Here is a 19,434-nt window from a genome sequence, read left to right as displayed (position 1 = left end):
CCAGCCGCTTCGCAGCACAATGCCGATAAGCCGGTGAAAGTGCGCGCCAAGCCTGTTCGCGAGGAATAGTCTGTAGGGGAAGTTACCCTGAAATGTAGGGCTCTTCTGAATTGCAGTGGAACTATTGAGTAGCCGAATGCCTGGCAGGCAGTCTCCGGTTTTCCCTTTGGCAAGAGGATCGGAACATGTTGGTAATCGGGCGTGAAGTGGGGGAAATCATCGTGATTGACGACAACATCCGCATCATGGTGGTGGATGTCCGGGAGGGCGTGGTGCGTTTTGGCGTGGACGCCCCGCGCTCGGTGCAGGTGCACCGGGCCGAGGTCTACAAGCGCATCAAGGAGGCCAAGCAAGGCGAGGCCTGATGTTGCCTTCAGCATCCCTGCGCAGTCTTGCCCGCGAAGGGGGCCGGGCCTGCTAGTCGAGCAGCTCGCGAGGCACATCATGCTTGGCCAGCAACTGGCACTGCTGGCTTTCCGGATCGAACAGGATGAATGCCTGGCCTTTGGCCAACGCCTGGCGCACCCGCAGTACGCGAGTCTCCAGCGGGGTATCGTCGCCATTGTCGGTGCCATCGCGGGTGACGAAGTCTTCGATCAGCAGGGTCAGGGTTTCGGCTTGCAGTTGGTCGTAGGGGATCAGCATGGTGGGTCGTTTCTGAAGTAAGTGTGGCAATGCTACGCGAAACGTTCGGGAATTGGGGGGCTGCCAGGCAGCCCCCCAAGGCCATCAGCCTTTATTGCCGACCAGGCTGTCCACCGCAGGCACCCGCGTGTCGCTTTCCATCTGTGCATCGTGCTCCAGCTGGTGGCTGAACCTTTCCAGCGAGGCATTGGCCGGCTGCGAGTCGCTGGCAAACACTGGCGGGCTCAACAAGTACGCCGACAGCAACCGGCTCAACGCCGCAAGGCTGTCGATGTGCGTGCGTTCGTAGCCATGGGTGGCGTCGCAACCAAATGCCACTAGTGCGGTGCGGATGTCATGCCCCGCGGTCACCGCCGAATGGGCATCGCTGAAGTAATAGCGGAACAGGTCACGGCGCACCGGCAAGTCGTGGTCGCCGGCCAGCTTCAGCAAATGCCGGGACAGGTGGTAGTCGTAAGGCCCGGACGAGTCCTGCATGGCCACGCTTACCGCATGCTCGCTGGACGCCTGGCCAGGTGCCACCGGGGCGATGTCGATGCCGACGAACTCGCTGACATCCCAAGGCAGGGCGCCGGCTGCGCCCGAGCCGGTTTCCTCGGTGATGGTGAACAGCGGGTGGCAGTCGATCAGCGGCTGGCGACCGCTTTCCACCACAGCCTTCAGTGCAGCCAGCAATGCCGCTACACCGGCCTTGTCGTCCAGGTGACGGGCGCTGATATGGCCGCTTTCGGTAAACTCTGGCAATGGGTCGAAGGCGACAAAGTCACCAATGCTGATCCCCAGTGCCTCACAGTCGGCGCGGGTGGCGCAGTAGGCATCCAGGCGCACTTCCACATGCTCCCAGCTTACCGGCATCTGATCGATGGCGGTATTGAAGGCATGCCCGCTGGCCATCAGCGGTAGCACGCTGCCACGGAACACGCCTGTATCGGTGAATACACTGACACGGCTACCTTCGGCAAAGCGGCTGGACCAGCAACCCACCGGTGCCAGCGCCAGGCGGCCGTTGTCCTGCAACTGGCGCACGCTGGCGCCGATGGTGTCCAGGTGGGCCGACACGGCGCGGTCGGGGGATGTCTGGCGGCCCTTGAGGGTGGCGCGAATGGTGCCGCGGCGGGTCAGCTCGAAGGGTATGCCCAGCTCGTCCAGGCGTTCGGCCACGTAGCGCACGATGGTGTCGGTGAAACCGGTGGGGCTGGGGATGGCCAGCATCTCCAGCAGCACACGTTTGAGGTAGTCGAGATCGGGTTCGGGGAGTCGTTCGGACATGAGTACTCCTTAGAGTTGCGTTGACTTCTTCGCGGGCACGCCCGCTCCCACAGGGACCCCACAAGCCTCAAGTACTGTGCCGGGCCTGTGGGAGCGGGCGCGCCCGCGAAGAGGCCATCAGCGGTTACGCCAACGGCCGGCTATGCGGAAACAGCAGGTCGATAAAGCGCTCGGCCGTTGGCTGGGGTTCATGGTTGGCCAGGCCGGCACGTTCGTTGGCTTCGATGATCACGTACTCCGGCTGCCCGGCATCGCGCACCATGAAGTCCAGCCCGACCACAGGAATTTCCAGCGCCCGTGCAGCGCGCACGGCAGCGTCCGCCAGCACCGGGTGCAGGCGTTCGGTCACATCCTCCAGGGTGCCACCGGTGTGCAGGTTGGCGGTGCGTCGCACGGCCAGGCGCTGGCTGGCAGGCAACACATCGTCATAGCCAAACCCCGCGGCGCGCAGGGTGCGCTCGGTTTCGTCGTCCAGCGGAATGCGGCTTTCGCCGCCGGTGGCAGCCTGGCGCCGACGGCTCTGGGCTTCGATCAACTGGCGCACGCTGTGTTTGCCATCGCCCAGCACCTGTGCCGGGTGGCGGATGGCAGCGGCCACCACTTCGTAGCCGATCACCACGATGCGCAGGTCCAGCCCGGCATGGAAGCTTTCCAGCAGCACGCGGCTGTCGAACTGGCGAGCGTGCGCCACGGCGCGGGTGATGTCATCGATGCAGGTCAGGTTAACCGCCACGCCCTGGCCTTGCTCGCCGTCGACCGGCTTGACCACCACCGCGCCATGTTCGTCGAGAAACGCCAGGTTGTCATCGGCATTACCCGCCAGCTGCTGCGCCGGCACCTGCAGCCCGGCATTACCCAGGGCGTGCTGGGTCAGGCGCTTGTCCTGGCACAGGGTCATGGTCACGGCACTGGTCAGGTCGCTGAGCGATTCACGGCAGCGAATGCGTCGCCCGCCCAGGCTTAAGGTGAACAGACCGCCAGCGGCGTCATCCACCTGCACCTCGATACCGCGGCGCCGGGCCTCATCGACGATGATGCGGGCGTAGGGGTTGAGGTCCGCTTGCGGCCCGGGGCCAAGAAACAACTGCTCGTTGATGCCGTTCTTGCGCTTGACCGCAAAGGTGGGCAGGTTGCGAAAACCCAGCTTTTCATACAGGCGCTTGGCCTGGCGGTTGTCGTGCAGCACCGACAGGTCGAGGTAAGCCAGGCCACGGCTCATGAAGTGCTCGATCAGGTGACGCACCAGCACCTCGCCCACGCCGGGGCGGGTGCAGTGCGGGTCCACCGCCAGGCACCACAGACTGCTGCCGTGTTCCGGGTCGTCGAACGCCTTGGCATGGTTCAGGCCCATGACGCTGCCGATCACCGCGCCGCTGTCTTCGTCCTCGGCCAGCCAGTACACCGGTCCGCCCAAGTGCCGGGGCGTAAGCAGTTCGGCGTCGACCGGCAGCATGCCGCGGGCCTGGTACAGGGTGTTGATCGCCTGCCAGTCGGCGGGGTTCTGCGCCCGGCGCACGCGGAAACCGCGGAACACCCGCTGCGCTGGCCGGTAGTCGGTAAACCATAGACGCAGGGTGTCGGACGGGTCGAGGAACAGTTGCTGCGGGGCCTGGGCCAACAACTGCTGCGGCGCGGCCACGTACAGGGCGATGTCGCGCTCGCCGGGGCTTTCGTCCAGCAGCGCCTCGGCCAGGCTGGCCGGGTCGGGGTAGGTATGGCCGATCAGCAGCCGGCCCCAGCCGCAGTGCACGGCACGCGGCTGGTCGTGGGGCAGGCTGCCGTCGCCGGCCAGGCGCGCCTGCAGGCGCTCGTAGGACGGCGCCTGGCCGCGCAGCAGGCGCTGACCGTATGCGATTTCATGGGCTTTCATCGGTCAGATTCCTTGTTCGCTCAGCCACAGGTTCAGCGCCGCCAGCTGCCACAGCTTGGAGCCGCGCAGCGGGGTGAGCTGGCCGTGCGGGTTGCTCAGCAGGCGGTCGAGCATGGCCGGGTTGAACAGCCCACGGTCCTGGCTGGGGTCGGTCAGCAGCTCACGCACCCAGCCCAGGGTGGCGCCTTCAAGGTGCTTGAGGCCCGGCACCGGGAAGTAGCCCTTCTTGCGGTCGATCACCTCATGTGGGATCACCCGTCGCGCCGCCTGCTTGAGCACCTGCTTGCCGCCATCGGGCAGCTTGAAGCGCGCCGGAATACGCGCCGACAGCTCCACCAGGCGGTAATCGAGGAATGGCGTACGTGCCTCCAGGCCCCAGGCCATGGTCATGTTGTCCACTCGCTTGACCGGGTCATCAACCAACATCACCGTGCTGTCCAGGCGCAGGGCTTTGTCCACCGCGTCGCGGGCACCGGGGCGGGCGAAGTGCTCGCGCACGAAGTCGCCGGCCGCGTCGGTTTCAAGCGCCCAGGGCGCCTGCACGGTGTCGCGATATTCGGCGTGGCTGCGGTCGAAGAATGCATCGCGGTAAGCGGCAAAGGCGTCATCGGCGCCGTCCACCTGCGGGTACCAGTGGTACCCGGCGAACAGCTCGTCGGCGCCCTGGCCGCTTTGCACACCCTTGCAGTGCTTGGCCACTTCCCGCGACAACAGGTAGAAGGCGATGCAGTCGTGGCTGACCATTGGCTCGCTCATGGCGCGGAATGCCGCTGGCAGCTGGTCGATGATCTCGTGTTCGGCGATGCGCAGCTGGTGGTGGCGGGTGCCGTAGTGCTTGGCGATCAGGTCGGAATACTGGAACTCGTCGCCACGTTCGCCACCGGCATCTTCAAAACCGATGGAGAAGGTCGACAGGTCGTCCACGCCCGCTTCGCGCAGCAGACCGACCAGCAGGCTGGAGTCGACACCACCGGACAGCAGCACGCCGACGTCGACGGCCGCGCGTTGGCGGATGGCCACGGCGTCGCGGGTGGCGTCGAGCACGCGGGTGGTCCAGCCTTCCAGGTCCAGCTCACGCTCATCCGGGTTGGCACCGTATTTCAGCTGCCACCAGGTCTGGCGCTCGACCTCGCCATGGCGGTCGATGCGCATCCAGGTGCCGGGCTCCAGCTTTTGCACGTTGGCCAGCAGGGTACGTGGTGCCGGCACCACGGCATGGAAGTTCAGGTAATGGTTGAGCGCCACCGGGTCGAGCATCGGGTCGATGTCGCCGCCCTTGAGCAGCGCTGGCAGGGTCGAGGCAAAACGCAGGCGCTCGCTGTTGCGCGACAGGTACAGGGGCTTTACGCCCAGGCGGTCGCGGGCCAGGAACAGGCGCTGGTTGTCGCGCTCCCAGATGGCCAGGGCGAACATGCCGTTGAGCTTGGGCAGCAAGGCCGCGCCCCAGGCGTGGTAGCCCTTGAGCAGCACCTCGGTGTCGCCGTCGGACCAGAAGCTGTAGCCCAGGTCTTGCAGCTCTTGGCGCAGTTCGGGGAAGTTGTAGATGGCACCGTTGAACGCCAGTGACAGGCCCAAGGTGTTGTCGACCATCGGCTGCGCCGAGCCGTCGGACAAGTCCATGATTTTCAGGCGCCGGTGGCCGAGGGCAATAGGGCCTTGGCTATGGAAGCCCCACGCATCCGGGCCGCGAGGCGCGAGGTGATGCGTTATGCGCTCTACCGCAGCCAGGTCGGCTGGGCGAGGGGCCTGGTCGATGGGGGTGAAACGCAACTCTCCTGCTAATCCGCACATAAGTCCTTACCGGTTTTTCCGTTGGGGAGGGGGTGCCCAGGATTAGGGCACCTTAAGGAACTGACCGATGTGCTTTTTGAGAGTTTTAGAACGATTTGTTATATGCGGCCGCTGGGCAATGTCCGCAGGCAAGCCCGACTCGTGCTATGCCTGTGGGAGCGGGCGAGCCCGCGAAGGGCCGCACAGCGGCCCCGATTTCTTACTTCCCCCGAATCAGCTTACGCAAGGCAAACCGGTTCGGATGACACGCCTCTGCCACTGCCCGGGGCAACGGCAGCGGTTCACCACACACCCAGGCCGCCACCAGCTCGCCACTGAGCGGCGCCGTGATCAACCCGCGCGACCCATGTCCGCTGTTCACATACAACCCATCCAGCCAAGGGCAGGCTACATCCGGCACTTGCCGCGCATCCCGGCCCAACACCGCATACGCCTCGGCAAACGCCTGTGCATCAGCTACCGGCCCCACGATCGGCAGGTAATCCGGGCTGGTGCAACGGAACGCCGCGCGCCCCTGCAACTGCTCAGGGGCTAACTCGGCCGTGCCCAATCGCTGGGCCAGATCGACGGAAATCTCGTCCAGCAACGCCAGGTTGCCCTGGTGCTCGGCCAGCGTCGGCGCCAAGTCTTCGCTGTGGAAATCAAAGCTTGCGCCCAGGGTATGTTCATCACCGCGCGGCGGCGCCACGTAGCCCTCCGCACACACCACGGTGCGCAGCGCCCGACTGCTGGCGGTGGCGGGCAAGCGGGTAATCTGCCCCCGGATACGCTTGAGCGGCAGTTGCGCGCAAGGCTCGAAGCGCCTTACTTCGGCGGCACCGGCCAGAATCACCACGGGCGCGCTGGCAATCAGGCAGTCACCCGCCCAGGCCTGCCACTGCTGGTCGACCTTGCGCAGCTCCAGCACTTCCTGATGGGTGACCAGCCGAATCCCTGGGTGCTGCAGCTGTTGCTGGCACAACGCAGGTGGGTGCACCCAGCCGCCTTCGGGGTAGAACAACCCGCCGGCCGGCAAGGCCACCCCGGCGATGGCTTCGGCGTCGGCGCGCTCCAGTGCGTGCAGCAAATCGTGGTCGAAGGCGGCGGCCAACTTGCCTTGGCGCTCAGCTTCCTTGTTGTCGAAGGCCAGCTGCAGCACGCCGCAGGCATCCCAGTCGCGGCCACGCTGCAGGCGTTCAAGCTGGCGCCGGGTGTAGCCGAAACCGGACAGGATCATCTGTGAAAGTGCGGTGCCATGGGCGGACAGCTTGAGGTACAGCACCCCCTGCGGATTGCCCGATGCTTCCTGGGCCGGAGCTTCGTGGCGCTCCAGCACGGTGACCTGCCAGCCCCGCCGGGCCAGGCTGGCAGCGGTTGTGCTGCCGGCCAGCCCGGCACCGATCACCAGTGCCTCGCGTGGCCCCTGTGAAGGGGCGGGGCGCGCGTACCAAGGTGCGCCTGGGGCTGGCAGGGGGCCGACGTAGGCGCCGCTCATCACCTCCCACTTCTTGCCGATGCCTGGCACCTTCTTCATGGCGAAACCGGCTTCGACCAGGCTGCGGCGCACCCAGCCGGTGGTGGTGAAGGTGCCCAGCACAGTGCCCGGGTGCGATAACCGCGCCAGCTGCGCGAACAGCTCTGGTGTCCACATGTCGGGGTTCTTGGCGGGGGCGAAGCCATCGAGGAACCACACATCGATCTGCGCATCGAGTTGTGGCAGTTGCTCGAGCACGTCGCCGATCAGCAGGGTCAGGGTGACCCGGCCATTGGCGAAGGTGAATTGCTGAAAGCCCGGGTGCACCGCCACATATTGTTCCAGCAAGGGCTCGGTGTAGGCTGCAAGTTCAGGCCACAGGCGCACGGCGCGGGCCATGTCGTCGTGGCCGAGGGGGTATTTCTCGACACTCACGAAGTGCAGGCGTGCGTCGCTGTGGGCGTGCTGGTCAAACAGTTGCCAGGCGCAGAAAAAATTCATGCCGGTGCCAAAACCGGTTTCGCCAATCACCATGCAGCTGTGCGGCGTCAGGTTGGCAAAGCGCTCGGCCAGGCGGGTCTGGCCGAGGAATACGTGTTTGGTTTCTTCGATGCCTTCGTTGACCGCGAAATAGACGTCGTCATATTGCCGCGAGTGGGGGCGGCCCTGGTCGTCCCAGTCGATCTGGGCGTGCTGGAGGAGGGTGGACATGGTTGGCTCGGTTGCAGCGGATGGCGGGATTTTATGCCATCCGGGTTACCTGTGGGAGCGCGTTCAAGCGCGAATAGGTCAGTACAGGCATAAATGAAATCCGCTAGTCTTGCTTATCCATTGAAGGAGCCAGTGCATGTTCGAATCCGCCGAGATCGGCCACAGTATCGACAAGGAGGCTTACGACGCCGAGGTGCCCGCTTTGCGCGAGGCCCTGCTCGAAGCCCAGTACGAACTCAAGCAGCAGGCGCGCTTCCCGGTGATCGTGCTGATCAACGGCATCGAAGGCGCTGGCAAGGGTGAGACGGTAAAGCTGCTCAACGAGTGGATGGACCCGCGCATGATCGATGTGCTCACCTTCGACCAGCAGACCGACGAAGAGCTGGCACGGCCGCCCGCCTGGCGTTACTGGCGGGCTTTGCCACCCAAGGGGCGGATGGGCGTGTTCTTTGGCAACTGGTACAGCCAGATGCTGCAGGGGCGGGTGCACGGGGTGTTCAAGGATGCCGTGCTCGATCAGGCCATCATGGGCGCCGAGCGCCTGGAGCAGATGCTGTGCGATGAAGGTGCGCTGATCATCAAGTTCTGGTTCCACCTGTCCAAGAAGCAGATGAAGGCACGGCTGAAATCGCTCAAGGACGACCCGCTGCACAGCTGGAAGATCAGCCCGCTGGACTGGCAGCAGTCGCAAACCTACGACCGCTTCGTGCGCTTTGGCGAGCGCGTGCTGCGCCGCACCAGCCGCGACTATGCGCCGTGGCATATCGTCGAAGGGGTAGACCCGAACTACCGTAGCCTGGCGGTGGGGCGCATCCTGCTGGACAGCCTGCAAGCCGCGCTGGCCAACAACCCCAAGGGCAAGCACCAGGGCAATGTCGCCCCGCTGGGCCGCAGCATCGACGACCGCAGCCTGCTCGGCGCCCTGGACATGACGTTGCGCCTGGACAAGGCTGACTATCAGGAGCAGTTGGTCACCGAACAGGCTCGCCTGGCCGGCCTGCTGCGCGACAAGCGCATGCGCCGGCACGCCTTGGTGGCGGTGTTCGAAGGCAACGATGCTGCCGGCAAGGGCAGTGCCATCCGCCGCGTGGCCGCGGCGCTGGACCCGCGCCAGTACCGCATCGTGCCGATTGCCGCGCCCACTGAAGAAGAGCGGGCGCAGCCCTACCTGTGGCGGTTCTGGCGGCATATTCCGGCACGCGGCAAGTTCACCATCTTCGACCGTTCCTGGTATGGCCGGGTGCTGGTGGAACGGGTTGAGGGATTTTGCAGCCCGGCCGACTGGATGCGTGCCTACAGCGAGATCAACGACTTTGAGGAGCAGTTGGTGAATGCCGGCGTGGTGGTGGTGAAGTTCTGGCTGGCGATCGACCAGCAGACCCAGCTGGAGCGTTTTCAGGAGCGTGAGCAGATCCCGTTCAAGCGCTACAAGATCACCGAGGACGACTGGCGCAACCGCGACAAGTGGGACGAGTATGCCCAGGCGGTGGGCGACATGGTCGACCGCACCAGCAGCGAGATTGCACCCTGGACGCTGGTGGAGGCCAACGACAAGCGCTGGGCGCGGGTCAAGGTGCTGCGCACCATCAACCAGGCGCTTGAGGCGGCGTTTGCCAAGGACAAGAAATAGCCAGGGCTCTTGATTGCCTGTTCTGGCCTCTTCGCGGGTGAACCCGCTCCCACAGGATGATCACAGGATTGGCCATTGTGCAGTCCCTGTGGGAGCGGGTTCACCCGCGAAGAGGCCAGAACAGGCTGCACACCTGCCAAGCCATGCCACACAAGAATGACCTGATGAATTCTTTTCTTGGCACGCTTCCCCGTCACTGCCCTCCAAGCCCGTAGAATCCACCAACCCCCACCACGGGCTTGAACGAGGACGCTATGCACACCACTTCCGGCCGCTGGAGCTATGGCCTGTTCCTGGCACTTCTGACCGCATTGCTCTGGGGCATCTTGCCGATCAAGCTCAAGCAGGTACTGCAAGTGGTCGACCCGATCACTGTCACCTGGTACCGCCTGCTGGTTTCCGGCGGTCTGCTGTTTGCCTGGCTGGCAGCCAGGCGGCGCTTGCCGTCGTTCACCCGGCTGGCGCCGAAGGGCAAGGGCCTGGTCGTGGTGGCGGTGCTTGGCCTGATGGGCAACTACGTGCTGTACCTGATCGGCCTCAACCTGCTTAGCCCCGGCACGGCGCAACTGGTGGTACAGGTCGGCCCGGTGCTGTTGCTGGTGGCCAGTGTGTTCGTGTTCCGCGAGCGCTTCAGCCTGGGGCAGGGCGTGGGCCTGGTGATTCTGCTGGCGGGTTTTGGCCTGTTCTTCAACCAGCGCCTCGAAGAGCTGCTGACTTCATTGGGCACCTACACCACCGGCGTGCTGACCATTCTGCTGGCCACCAGCATCTGGGTGTTCTACGCCCTCAGCCAGAAGCAACTGCTGACCGTGTGGCATTCACAGCAGGTGATGATGGTGATCTACCTCAGTTGTGCTGCGCTGCTCACGCCTTGGGTACACCCGCTGGAAGCGTTGCAACTGACCCCGGTGCAGGGCTGGCTGCTGCTGGCCTGCTGCCTGAATACCCTGGTGGCTTACGGCGCATTTGCCGAGGCGCTGGCGCACTGGGAGGCGTCGCGGGTGAGTGCCACCCTGGCGTTGACACCCCTGGTGACCTTTGTTGCGGTGGCACTCGCGGCACTGGTGTGGCCGGAGTATGTGCACGCCGAGGACATCAATGCCCTGGGCTATGTAGGGGCGGTGACCGTGGTGTCCGGCTCGGCGCTGGTAGCGCTGGGGCCATCGCTGGTGGCCAGTTGGCGCGCGAGGCGTGCGCGGTTGGCCCAGGTTCAGTGATCGCTTGCTCCGGCCCTATCGCCGGCAAGCCAGGTCCCACAGGATCACCACAGGCCTGAAAGAGGTGGGGCCCCTGTGGAAGTTGGCTTCCCACAGGATCACCACAGGCCTGAATGTTGTGCGATCCCTGTGGGAGCTGGCTTGCCGGCGATAGGGCCGGGGCAGGCAATAAAGAGCTCAGCCCTTGCCACCCGGTGCCAGCATGTTCTCCGGCCGCACCCACTGGTCGAACTGCTCATTGGTCAGGTACTTCAACTCCAGCGCAGCCTCGCGCAAGGTCTTGCCTTCGCTGTAAGCCTTCTTGGCAATTTCCGCCGCCTTGTCATAGCCGATATGCGGGTTCAACGCCGTCACCAGCATCAAGCCCCGCTCCAGGTGCGCGGCCATTTGCTCGGCATCGGGCTCGATGCCCGCCACGCAGTGCAACTGGAAGTTGCGGCAGCCATCGGCCAGCAGTTCGATCGACTGCAACAGGTTGTGGATGATCACCGGCTTGAACACGTTCAGCTGCAGATGCCCCTGGCTAGCGGCAAAACCGATGGCGGCATCGTTGCCCAGCACCTGGCAAGCCAGCATCGACAGCGCCTCGCACTGGGTAGGGTTGACCTTGCCGGGCATGATCGAACTGCCCGGTTCGTTGGCCGGCAGGCGCACTTCGGCAAAGCCTGCGCGTGGGCCGGAGCCCAGCAGGCGCAAGTCGTTGGCGATTTTCATCAGCGCCACTGCCAGGGTTTTCAAGGCGCCTGCCAGGCTGGTCAGCGGTTCATGGCCGGCCAGCGCCGCGAACTTGTTTGGCGCCGTCACAAACGGCAGGCCGGACTCCGCCGCCAACTCGGCAGCGATGGCTTCGGCAAAACCATGCGGGGCATTGAGCCCGGTGCCAACCGCGGTGCCGCCCTGGGCCAGTTCGCATACCGCCGGCAGGGTGGCGCGGATGGCGCGCTGGGCATAGTCGAGCTGGGCGACGAAGGCGGACACCTCCTGGCCGAAAGTGATCGGCGTGGCGTCCATCATGTGCGTGCGGCCGGTCTTCACCAGCTTTTGGTGGCGGGCCGACAGCTCGGCAAGCCCCGACGACAGTTCGGCGACTGCCGGCAGCAGCTGCTCGTGCACCGCCTGCGCCGCAGCGATGTGCATGGCTGTGGGGAAGCAGTCGTTGGAGCTCTGCGAGCGGTTGACGTGGTCGTTGGGGTGCACTGGCGCTTTGCCGCCACGGCCTTTGCCGGCCAGTTCGTTGGCGCGCCCGGCGATCACTTCGTTGACGTTCATGTTGCTTTGCGTGCCGCTGCCGGTCTGCCACACGACCAACGGGAACTGGTCGTCGTGTTGGCCATCAAGCACTTCGTCGGCGGCTTGTTCGATCAGCCGGGCGATGTCGGCCGGCAGGTCGCCGTTGCGGTCGTTGACACGTGCCGCGGCTTTCTTGATCAGCGCCAGGGCGTGCAGCACCGCGAGGGGCATGCGTTCCTTGCCAATGGCGAAATTGATCAGCGAACGCTGGGTTTGCGCACCCCAGTAGGCGCCATCAGGAACTTCGACCGGGCCCAGGCTGTCTGTCTCGATACGGCTCATTCTGTACTCACTCCTGTGTAGTTCGAAATCGCAGTTTAGGCCTTGATTCGACCGAGCGGTTCCGTCGCTCGTCGTGCCACTTGAGCACATCGCCACCACGGCGCAGAATGCTCTACTCTGAGGTACCCGCCTCCCTCTTCTTGAAGGAAATGCAATGACCCGTCTCCGTGTCCTTTGTGCCGCCGTTGCCCTGGCTTGCGCCAGCGGCCAGGTGCTCGCTGCCACCGCCAGCCACAACGCTGCTGCCGAGAAATTCCTGACCCTGGCCAACGCCGACAAGCTGGGCACCCCGGTGTACATGCAGGTCCAACAGATGTTCGCCCAGCGCTTCGCTCAAACCAAGGCCCCGGCCGCCAAACAGCCAGTGCTGGAAAGCTACCAGGCCAAAGCCAACGCCGCGCTGGACAACGCCATCGGCTGGAACAAGCTGAAGCCGAAGATGGTCGACCTGTACACCCAGACCTTCACCGAGCAAGAGCTGAAAGACCTGGTCAAGTTCTATGAATCGCCGCTGGGCAAGAAAGTCCTGCGTGAAATGCCCAAGGTTACCCAGCAGTCGGCCCAGCTGACCCAGCAGAGCCTGGAGCCAGCAGTGCCGGTGGTGAACAAGCTGCTGGAAGACATGACCAAGGAACTGGACCCTAACGCTGGCAAGGCTGCCGTCCCTGCCAAGAAGTGAGCACGCCGCAATGACCATGCAACAGCGCATTGAACAACAGCTGGGCGCCCTGGCGCCGCAGCACCTGCAAGTGCTCGACGAAAGCCACATGCACAGTCGTGGTCAGGAGACCCACTACAAGGCAGTGATCGTCAGCGAGCAGTTTGCCGGGTTGAACAGCGTCAAGCGCCACCAGAAGGTGTACGCCACCATGGGTGAGCTGATGGGTCAGATCCATGCCCTGGCCATTCATACCTACACCGCCGAAGAGTGGGCCAAGGTCGGCGTGGCGCCGGCCTCGCCGGTGTGCGCCGGCGGCGGGCACTGAAACCTTTTTGTCGTTCTGGTAGAATCCGTACCATCCAAGGGGGCCGCTGTGCGGCCCATTCGCGGCACAAGGCCGCTCCTACAGGGATTGCACCGCCCGTTGGGTTGTGTATTTCCCTGTAGGAGCGGCCTTGTGCCGCGAATGGGGCGCAAAGCGCCCCCTGCTTTTTGTCAAACCCGGTCCGCCCCTTACGAGGGCAACCACCTGGAGAACCCGCTTCATGTCACAACCTATCGTCGTCGCGGCGCTGTACAAGTTCGTCACCCTGCAAGACTACGTCGAGCTGCGCGAGCCGCTGCTCAAAGCCATGCTCGACAATGACGTCAAAGGCACCCTGCTGCTGGCCCACGAAGGCATCAACGGCACCGTGTCGGCCACCCGCGAAGGCATCGACGGCCTGCTGGCCTGGCTGCGCAACGACCCGCGCCTGGCTGATGTCGACCATAAAGAGTCGTACTGCGACGAGCAGCCCTTCTACCGCACGAAGGTCAAGCTCAAGAAAGAGATCGTCACCCTCGGCGTGCCGGGCGTGGATCCGAACCAGGCGGTCGGCACCTATGTCGAGCCCAAGGACTGGAACGCGCTGATCAGCGACCCGGAAGTGCTGCTGATCGATACCCGCAACGACTACGAAGTGGCCATCGGCACCTTCAAGGGCGCGATGGACCCGAAGACCGAAACCTTCCGCGAGTTCCCGGAGTACATCAAGGCCAACTTCGACCCCAGCAAGCACAAGAAAGTGGCCATGTTCTGCACCGGCGGCATTCGTTGCGAAAAAGCCTCCAGCTACATGCTCGGTGAAGGCTTCGAGGCGGTCTATCATCTTAAGGGTGGCGTGCTGAAGTACTTCGAGGAAGTGCCTCAGGAAGAAAGCCTGTGGGACGGCGACTGCTTCGTCTTCGACAACCGCGTCACGGTGCGCCATGACCTGAGCGAAGGCGAGTACGACCAGTGCCACGCCTGCCGCCACCCGATCAATGCAGAGGAGCGCGCGTCCGAGCACTATTCGCCAGGTGTCAGCTGCCCGCATTGCTGGGACACCCTGAGCGAGAAAACCCGGCGCAGTGCCATCGACCGGCAGAAGCAGATCGAGCTGGCCAAGGCCCGCAACCTGCCGCACCCGATCGGTTACAACTACAAAGCCGAGGCCTGATGCATGTCTGCACGCCTGATTTATGTGATGGACCCGATGTGCTCCTGGTGCTGGGGTTTCGCGCCGGTAGCCGCCGCCCTGATCGCCCAGGCGCGTGAGGCGGGCGTTGTCACCCGCGTGGTGCCGGGCGGGCTGCGCACCGGCGGCAGCGCCCTGGACAGCTCCACCCGCAAGTACATCCTCGAACACTGGCAGGCGGTGGCCGACGCCACCGGCCAGCCATTTCGTTTCGAAGGGGCCATGCCTGAGGGCTTCGTCTACGACACCGAGCCGGCCTGCCGCGCTCTGGTCACTGCCCGTGAGCTGGACGCCGAACGCGTCTGGCCGCTGCTGGCGCTGATCCAGCGTTCGTTCTACGAGCAGGGCGTGGACGTGACCACGGCGCCGCAGCTGGTCGAGCTGGCCTCGCAGTGCGGCTTCGACCGCACCGTGTTTGCCGAAACCTTCGCCCGCGCCGATACCCGCGCCGCCACCGCAGCCGATTTCAGCTGGGCCCAGGACCTGGGTATTGCCGGCTTTCCGACCCTGCTGGCCGAGCGCAATGGCCAACTGGCCCTGCTGACCAACGGCTACCAGCCGCTGGATCGCCTGCAACCCTTGCTCGGCCGCTGGCTGCAGCAGGCCGCCTGTGCTTGATGTGCCTGGGTCACCCGACCCGGTGCCGGGCAAGCCTCACGCTGCGGGCGATCGACTGAGCTGGGCGGAAATCCGCCGCCTGGCCCTGCATCACAAGAAGAACCTCTGGTCTGCCAACTTCATCGCCGTGCTGGCGGCTTGCTGCAGCGTGCCCATTCCGTTGCTGCTGCCCCTGTTGGTGGACGAAGTACTGCTCGGTCATGGCGATGCTGCGCTGAAGTGGATGAACCACCTGCTGCCCTCCAACTGGCAGGTGGCAGCCGGCTATATCGGGCTGATGCTGGCGCTTACGCTGTGCCTGCGCCTGGCTGCCCTGGCGTTCAACGTGATCCAGGCCAAGCTGTTTGCCGGGTTGGCCAAGGATATCGTCTACCGCCTGCGTATCCGCCTGATCGAGCGGCTCAAGCGCATTTCGCTGAAGGAATACGAAAGCCTGGGCAGCGGCACGGTAACCACCCACCTGGTCACCGACCTGGACACCCTCGACAAGTTCGTGGGCGAAACCCTCAGCCGCTTCCTGGTGGCCATGCTGACCCTGACCGGCACAGCGGCGATCCTGATCTGGATGCACTGGCAGCTGGCCTTGCTGATCTTGCTGTTCAACCCGCTGGTGATCTATTTCACCGTGCAGCTGGGCAAACGCGTCAAACACCTGAAAAAGCTTGAGAACGACAGCACCGCGCGCTTTACCCAGGCGCTGACGGAAACCCTCGATGCCATCCAGGAAATCCGTGCCAGCAACCGCCAGGGCTACTTCCTTGGCCGTTTGGGCCTGCGCGCCCGCGAAGTGCGTGACTACGCCGTGGATTCGCAGTGGAAAAGCGATGCCAGTGGCCGTGCCAGTGGCTTGTTGTTCCAGTTCGGCATCGATATCTTCCGCGCCGCAGCCATGCTGACCGTACTGTTCTCCGATTTGTCGATCGGCCAGATGCTGGCGGTGTTCAGCTACCTGTGGTTCATGATCGGGCCGGTGGAGCAACTGCTCAACCTGCAATATGCCTACTACGCCGCCGGCGGTGCGCTGAGCCGCCTCAACGAGCTGCTGGCGCGCGATGACGAACCGCAGTACCCGGCCGCCAGTGACCCGTTCGCTGGCCGTGAGACGGTGGGCATCGAAGTGCGCGACTTGCGCTTTGCCTATGCCGACGAGCCGGTGCTGGAAAACCTCGACCTGTCTATCGCTCCGGGCGAAAAGGTGGCGATTGTCGGCGCCAGTGGTGGCGGCAAGAGCACCCTGGTGCAACTGCTGCTGGGCCTTTACAGCGCCCAGGCCGGGACCATCCGCTTTGGCGGTGCCAGCCTGCAGGAAATCGGCCTGGAAACCCTGCGCGAAAACGTCGCGGTGGTGTTGCAGCACCCGTCGCTGTTCAATGACACCGTACGCGCCAACCTGACCATGGGCCGCGACAGCAGCGACGACGCCTGCTGGCAGGCGCTGCGCATCGCCCAGCTGGACGCCACCATCGCCGCCTTGCCGCAGGGCCTGGACAGTGTGGTGGGGCGCTCCGGCGTGCGCTTGTCTGGCGGGCAGCGGCAGCGCCTGGCCATCGCCCGCATGGTGCTGGCCGAGCCCAAGGTGGTCATCCTCGACGAAGCCACCTCGGCGTTGGACGCCGCCACCGAGTACAACCTGCACCTGGCCCTGGCGCGCTTCCTCAGCGGCCGCACCACGCTGATCATCGCCCACCGGCTGTCGGCGGTGAAGCAGGCCGACCGGGTGCTGGTGTTCGATGGCGGGCATGTAGCCGAAGATGGCGACCACCAGCAGCTGATTGCCGAGGGTGGGTTGTACGCCAAGCTTTATGGGCACTTGCAGCAAAGCTGAATTTCAGGTGCCTTGTGCCGTTGCTGTGGGAGCGGCCTTGCGTCGCGGCCCTTTCGCGACGCAAGGCCGCTCCCACGGCGTGCGTGCAAATCCTGCGATTCCCTGTCATAAAAAACCCCGTCACGTTGATGGCAGATGGCCTACGCTGTGCTTGTCTGGGTCGATTTGCGCCTTATCTGCTCTGTGACAGGGACTCCATGAAGGGACATCGCACACTCGAAGCGCCGAAGTTGATCGGCATCACCTGGCCCTTCATCGCCGTTGTGGTCTTTCAGGTGGCGCTGGGCAGCCTCAGCCTTTATACGCTCTCGGCCGTGCGCGCCTATGTCGCGGGCGAAAGCCTGTGGTCGAAGGCGCAGAAAGACGCCATCTATTATCTGAACCTGTACGCCGACACTCGCGACGAAAGCAGCTACCAGCGCTATCGCCAGGCCATTACCGTGCCCCAGGGCGACCACCAGCTGCGCGAGGTGCTCGACCAGCCCAGCCCCGACCTGGCGGCTGCTCGCCAGGCCGTTCTGCAAGGCGGTAACCACCCCGACGATGTCGAGCGGATCATCTGGTTCTACCGGAACTTCCGCAACATCAGCTACATGCAGACAGCCATCGACTACTGGGATATCGGCGACGACTACCTGGCCAAGCTGGATGTGCTCGCCGGCGAGATGCGCCAGAGCTTTGCCAGTGGCCCGGTCGACGCCCAGGCCGTCAATGCCTGGAAGGCGCGCATCGTCACCATCAATGAAGGGGTCACGCCCGCTGCCAAAGCGTTCAGCGATGCCTTGGGCGAAGGCTCGCGCATGTTGCTGCGGGTGCTGCTGATCACCAACCTGCTGACAGCGATGTTCCTCATTGCCATTGCCTGGCGCCGCTCCAGCAAGCTGCTGGCCCAGCGTCAGGCCTTCGCCACCGCCCTGCAGGCAGAGAAAGAGCGGGCACAGACCACCTTGCAGGCCATTGGCGATGCGGTCATTACTGCCGACGTGGATGGCTGCATCGGCTACATGAACCCGGCCGCCGAGCAACTCACCCACTGGCAGTCTGGCCAGGCCCAGGGCCTCCCACTGTCGGCGCTGTTCAGCCTGGTGGACGAGCAGGCCGAGGAAGATGGCCGCAGCCTGGTCGAGCAGGTGCTTAGCGGCAGCCTCAAGGGCGGTGCCGAGCATGCCCGGCTGATCCAGCGGCTTGACGGCAGCACCGTGTCGATCAACCTGGTGGGCTCGCCGATCGTCAGTGACGGCCACCTCAGTGGCATCGTGCTTGTGCTGCATGACATGACCCAGGAGCGTCAGTACATCGCCAACCTGTCCTGGCAGGCCACCCATGACGCCCTGACCGGGCTGGCCAACCGCCGTGAGTTCGAATACCGCCTGGAACAGGCGCTGAACGGCCTTGCGCGCCAGGCCGGGCGGCATTCGCTGATGTTCCTGGACCTCGACCAGTTCAAGCTGGTGAACGACACCTGCGGCCATGCCGCGGGTGACGAATTGCTGCGGCACATCTGCGCCGTGCTGCAATCTGGCCTGCGCGAAGGTGACACGCTGGCCCGGCTGGGTGGCGACGAGTTTGGCGTGCTGCTGGAAAGCTGCCCGCCAGACCAGGCCGAGCGCATCGCCGAGCAGTTGCGCCAGATGGTGCAGAGCCTGCACTTCGTGTGGAAGGGGCGGCCGTTCGTCACCACGGTCAGTATCGGCCTGGTGCACATCGCCCAAACCCCGGGCACCCTGGAAACCTCGCTGCGTGCTGCCGACATGGCCTGCTACATGGCCAAGGAGAAGGGGCGCAACCGCGTGCAGGTGTACCACGCCGACGACAGCGAGCTGTCCATGCGTTTTGGCGAAATGGCCTGGATCCAGCGCTTGCATGTGGCGCTGGAAGAAAACCGCTTCTGCCTGTACGCACAGGAAATTGCCCCGCTGAAAACCTTCGAAGGCCCAGGCCACATCGAAATCCTGCTGCGCCTGCACGACGAAAGTGGCCGCACCATCCTGCCCAGCAGCTTCATCCCCGCAGCCGAGCGCTACGGCCTGATGACTGCGCTGGACCGCTGGGTGGTGCGCAATGTGTTCCAGGTTGTGCGCCAATGCCTGGACGAAGGCCGCGAAGGGCCCCTGTCGATCTGCGCGATCAACCTGTCGGGGTCGAGCATCGGCGATGACAAGTTCCTCGATTACCTGCAGCGGTTGTTTGTCGAGTACGCCATTCCGCCGCGGATGATCTGTTTCGAAATTACCGAAACCAGCGCGATTGCCAACCTGGGCAGTGCCATTCGCTTCATCAACGAGCTGAAGGGGCTGGGCTGTCGCTTCTCGCTCGATGATTTCTGCGCCGGCATGTCGTCGTTCGCCTACCTCAAGCATTTACCCGTGGATTACCTGAAGATCGACGGCAGTTTCGTCAAGGACATGCTCGATGACCCGGTCAACCGGGCCATGGTAGAGGTCATCAACCACATCGGCCATGTCATGGGCAAACGCACCATAGCCGAGTTCGTCGAAACACCCTTGATCGAGCAGGCCCTGCAGGAAATCGGCGTGGATTACGCCCAGGGTTACCTGATCGAACGCCCCCAGGTGTTCACCTGTGACAGTCTGCAGCGCCAACGGATCGCCGCCCGGCCTCTGTTGCAGCGGGCACCTGGCACGTTTCGCTAGCGAGAAATCACAAGGATCAAGG

General features: G+C 64.3%; 15 protein-coding genes. 9 read left to right on the top strand and 6 right to left on the bottom strand.

Translation table 11 applies throughout. The features are described 5' to 3' along the window. Positions 1-185: 185 nt before the first annotated feature. Positions 186-365, top strand: a complete 180-nt coding sequence (gene csrA, locus WF331_RS22335) for a carbon storage regulator CsrA (protein ID WP_016501032.1) — start codon at positions 186-188, stop codon at positions 363-365. 52 nt (positions 366-417) lie between these two features. Here the strand turns inward: csrA and WF331_RS22330 are convergent, their stop codons facing one another. The 5 genes from WF331_RS22330 to mnmC all read right to left on the bottom strand — a co-directional run bounded on the left by WF331_RS22330 (position 418) and on the right by mnmC (position 7,739). Then, positions 418-645 (bottom strand): YheU family protein, encoded by a 228-nt coding sequence (locus tag WF331_RS22330; RefSeq protein ID WP_016501031.1) that lies wholly within the window; start codon positions 643-645, stop codon positions 418-420. 84 nt (positions 646-729) lie between these two features. After that, complete coding sequence (locus WF331_RS22325; RefSeq protein ID WP_003252630.1) at positions 730-1,914, bottom strand: osmoprotectant NAGGN system M42 family peptidase; 1,185 nt, start codon at positions 1,912-1,914, stop codon at positions 730-732. 124 nt (positions 1,915-2,038) lie between these two features. After that, positions 2,039-3,784, bottom strand: coding sequence for an N-acetylglutaminylglutamine synthetase (gene ngg / locus WF331_RS22320; RefSeq protein ID WP_059395308.1), 1,746 nt, complete (start codon positions 3,782-3,784; stop codon positions 2,039-2,041). A gap of 3 nt (positions 3,785-3,787) precedes the next feature. Further along, positions 3,788-5,575, bottom strand: coding sequence for an N-acetylglutaminylglutamine amidotransferase (locus tag WF331_RS22315; protein ID WP_016501029.1), 1,788 nt, complete (start codon positions 5,573-5,575; stop codon positions 3,788-3,790). A 199-nt stretch (positions 5,576-5,774) separates the two neighbouring features. After that, positions 5,775-7,739 (bottom strand): bifunctional tRNA (5-methylaminomethyl-2-thiouridine)(34)-methyltransferase MnmD/FAD-dependent 5-carboxymethylaminomethyl-2-thiouridine(34) oxidoreductase MnmC, encoded by a 1,965-nt coding sequence (gene mnmC / locus WF331_RS22310; protein ID WP_340623297.1) that lies wholly within the window; start codon positions 7,737-7,739, stop codon positions 5,775-5,777. A gap of 136 nt (positions 7,740-7,875) precedes the next feature. On the opposite strand from mnmC, the gene pap reads away from it, so the two are divergent. Both pap and WF331_RS22300 read left to right on the top strand, forming a co-directional pair. Then, positions 7,876-9,369, top strand: coding sequence for a polyphosphate:AMP phosphotransferase (pap, locus tag WF331_RS22305; RefSeq protein ID WP_059395306.1), 1,494 nt, complete (start codon positions 7,876-7,878; stop codon positions 9,367-9,369). 254 nt (positions 9,370-9,623) lie between these two features. Then, positions 9,624-10,586: a DMT family transporter gene (locus WF331_RS22300; protein ID WP_016501026.1), complete on the top strand. Its 963-nt coding sequence runs from the start codon at positions 9,624-9,626 to the stop codon at positions 10,584-10,586. Between the two features lie 177 nt (positions 10,587-10,763). Here the strand turns inward: WF331_RS22300 and WF331_RS22295 are convergent, their stop codons facing one another. Further along, entirely contained in the window at positions 10,764-12,158 is a 1,395-nt protein-coding gene (locus WF331_RS22295) for a class II fumarate hydratase (protein ID WP_016501025.1), read from the bottom strand. A gap of 154 nt (positions 12,159-12,312) precedes the next feature. On the opposite strand from WF331_RS22295, the gene WF331_RS22290 reads away from it, so the two are divergent. The 6 genes from WF331_RS22290 to WF331_RS22265 all read left to right on the top strand — a co-directional run bounded on the left by WF331_RS22290 (position 12,313) and on the right by WF331_RS22265 (position 19,412). Next, positions 12,313-12,837, top strand: a complete 525-nt coding sequence (locus WF331_RS22290) for a DUF2059 domain-containing protein (protein WP_016485344.1) — start codon at positions 12,313-12,315, stop codon at positions 12,835-12,837. Positions 12,838-12,847: 10 nt separating this feature from the next. Beyond that, on the top strand, positions 12,848-13,144 hold the full coding sequence (locus WF331_RS22285; RefSeq protein WP_016501024.1) for a BolA family protein: 297 nt from the start codon (positions 12,848-12,850) through the stop codon (positions 13,142-13,144). A 220-nt stretch (positions 13,145-13,364) separates the two neighbouring features. After that, a complete protein-coding gene (trhO, locus tag WF331_RS22280; RefSeq protein ID WP_016501023.1) occupies positions 13,365-14,297 on the top strand; it encodes an oxygen-dependent tRNA uridine(34) hydroxylase TrhO in 933 nt (310 codons plus the stop codon). 3 nt (positions 14,298-14,300) lie between these two features. Then, complete coding sequence (locus WF331_RS22275) at positions 14,301-14,933, top strand: DsbA family protein (RefSeq protein WP_016501022.1); 633 nt, start codon at positions 14,301-14,303, stop codon at positions 14,931-14,933. Continuing rightward, complete coding sequence (locus WF331_RS22270) at positions 14,926-16,758, top strand: ABC transporter ATP-binding protein (protein WP_284399585.1); 1,833 nt, start codon at positions 14,926-14,928, stop codon at positions 16,756-16,758. The genes WF331_RS22275 and WF331_RS22270 overlap by 8 nt, the downstream gene beginning before the upstream one ends. A 197-nt stretch (positions 16,759-16,955) precedes the next feature. Next, on the top strand, positions 16,956-19,412 hold the full coding sequence (locus tag WF331_RS22265; protein WP_284399583.1) for an EAL domain-containing protein: 2,457 nt from the start codon (positions 16,956-16,958) through the stop codon (positions 19,410-19,412). The last annotated feature ends 22 nt before the right edge of the window (positions 19,413-19,434 follow it).

Origin of the sequence: Pseudomonas sp. YNh, from assembly GCF_037993085.1 — a bacterium.
GTDB lineage: Bacteria > Pseudomonadota > Gammaproteobacteria > Pseudomonadales > Pseudomonadaceae > Aquipseudomonas > Aquipseudomonas putida.
This window is presented reverse-complemented; position numbering and strand designations above follow the sequence as displayed.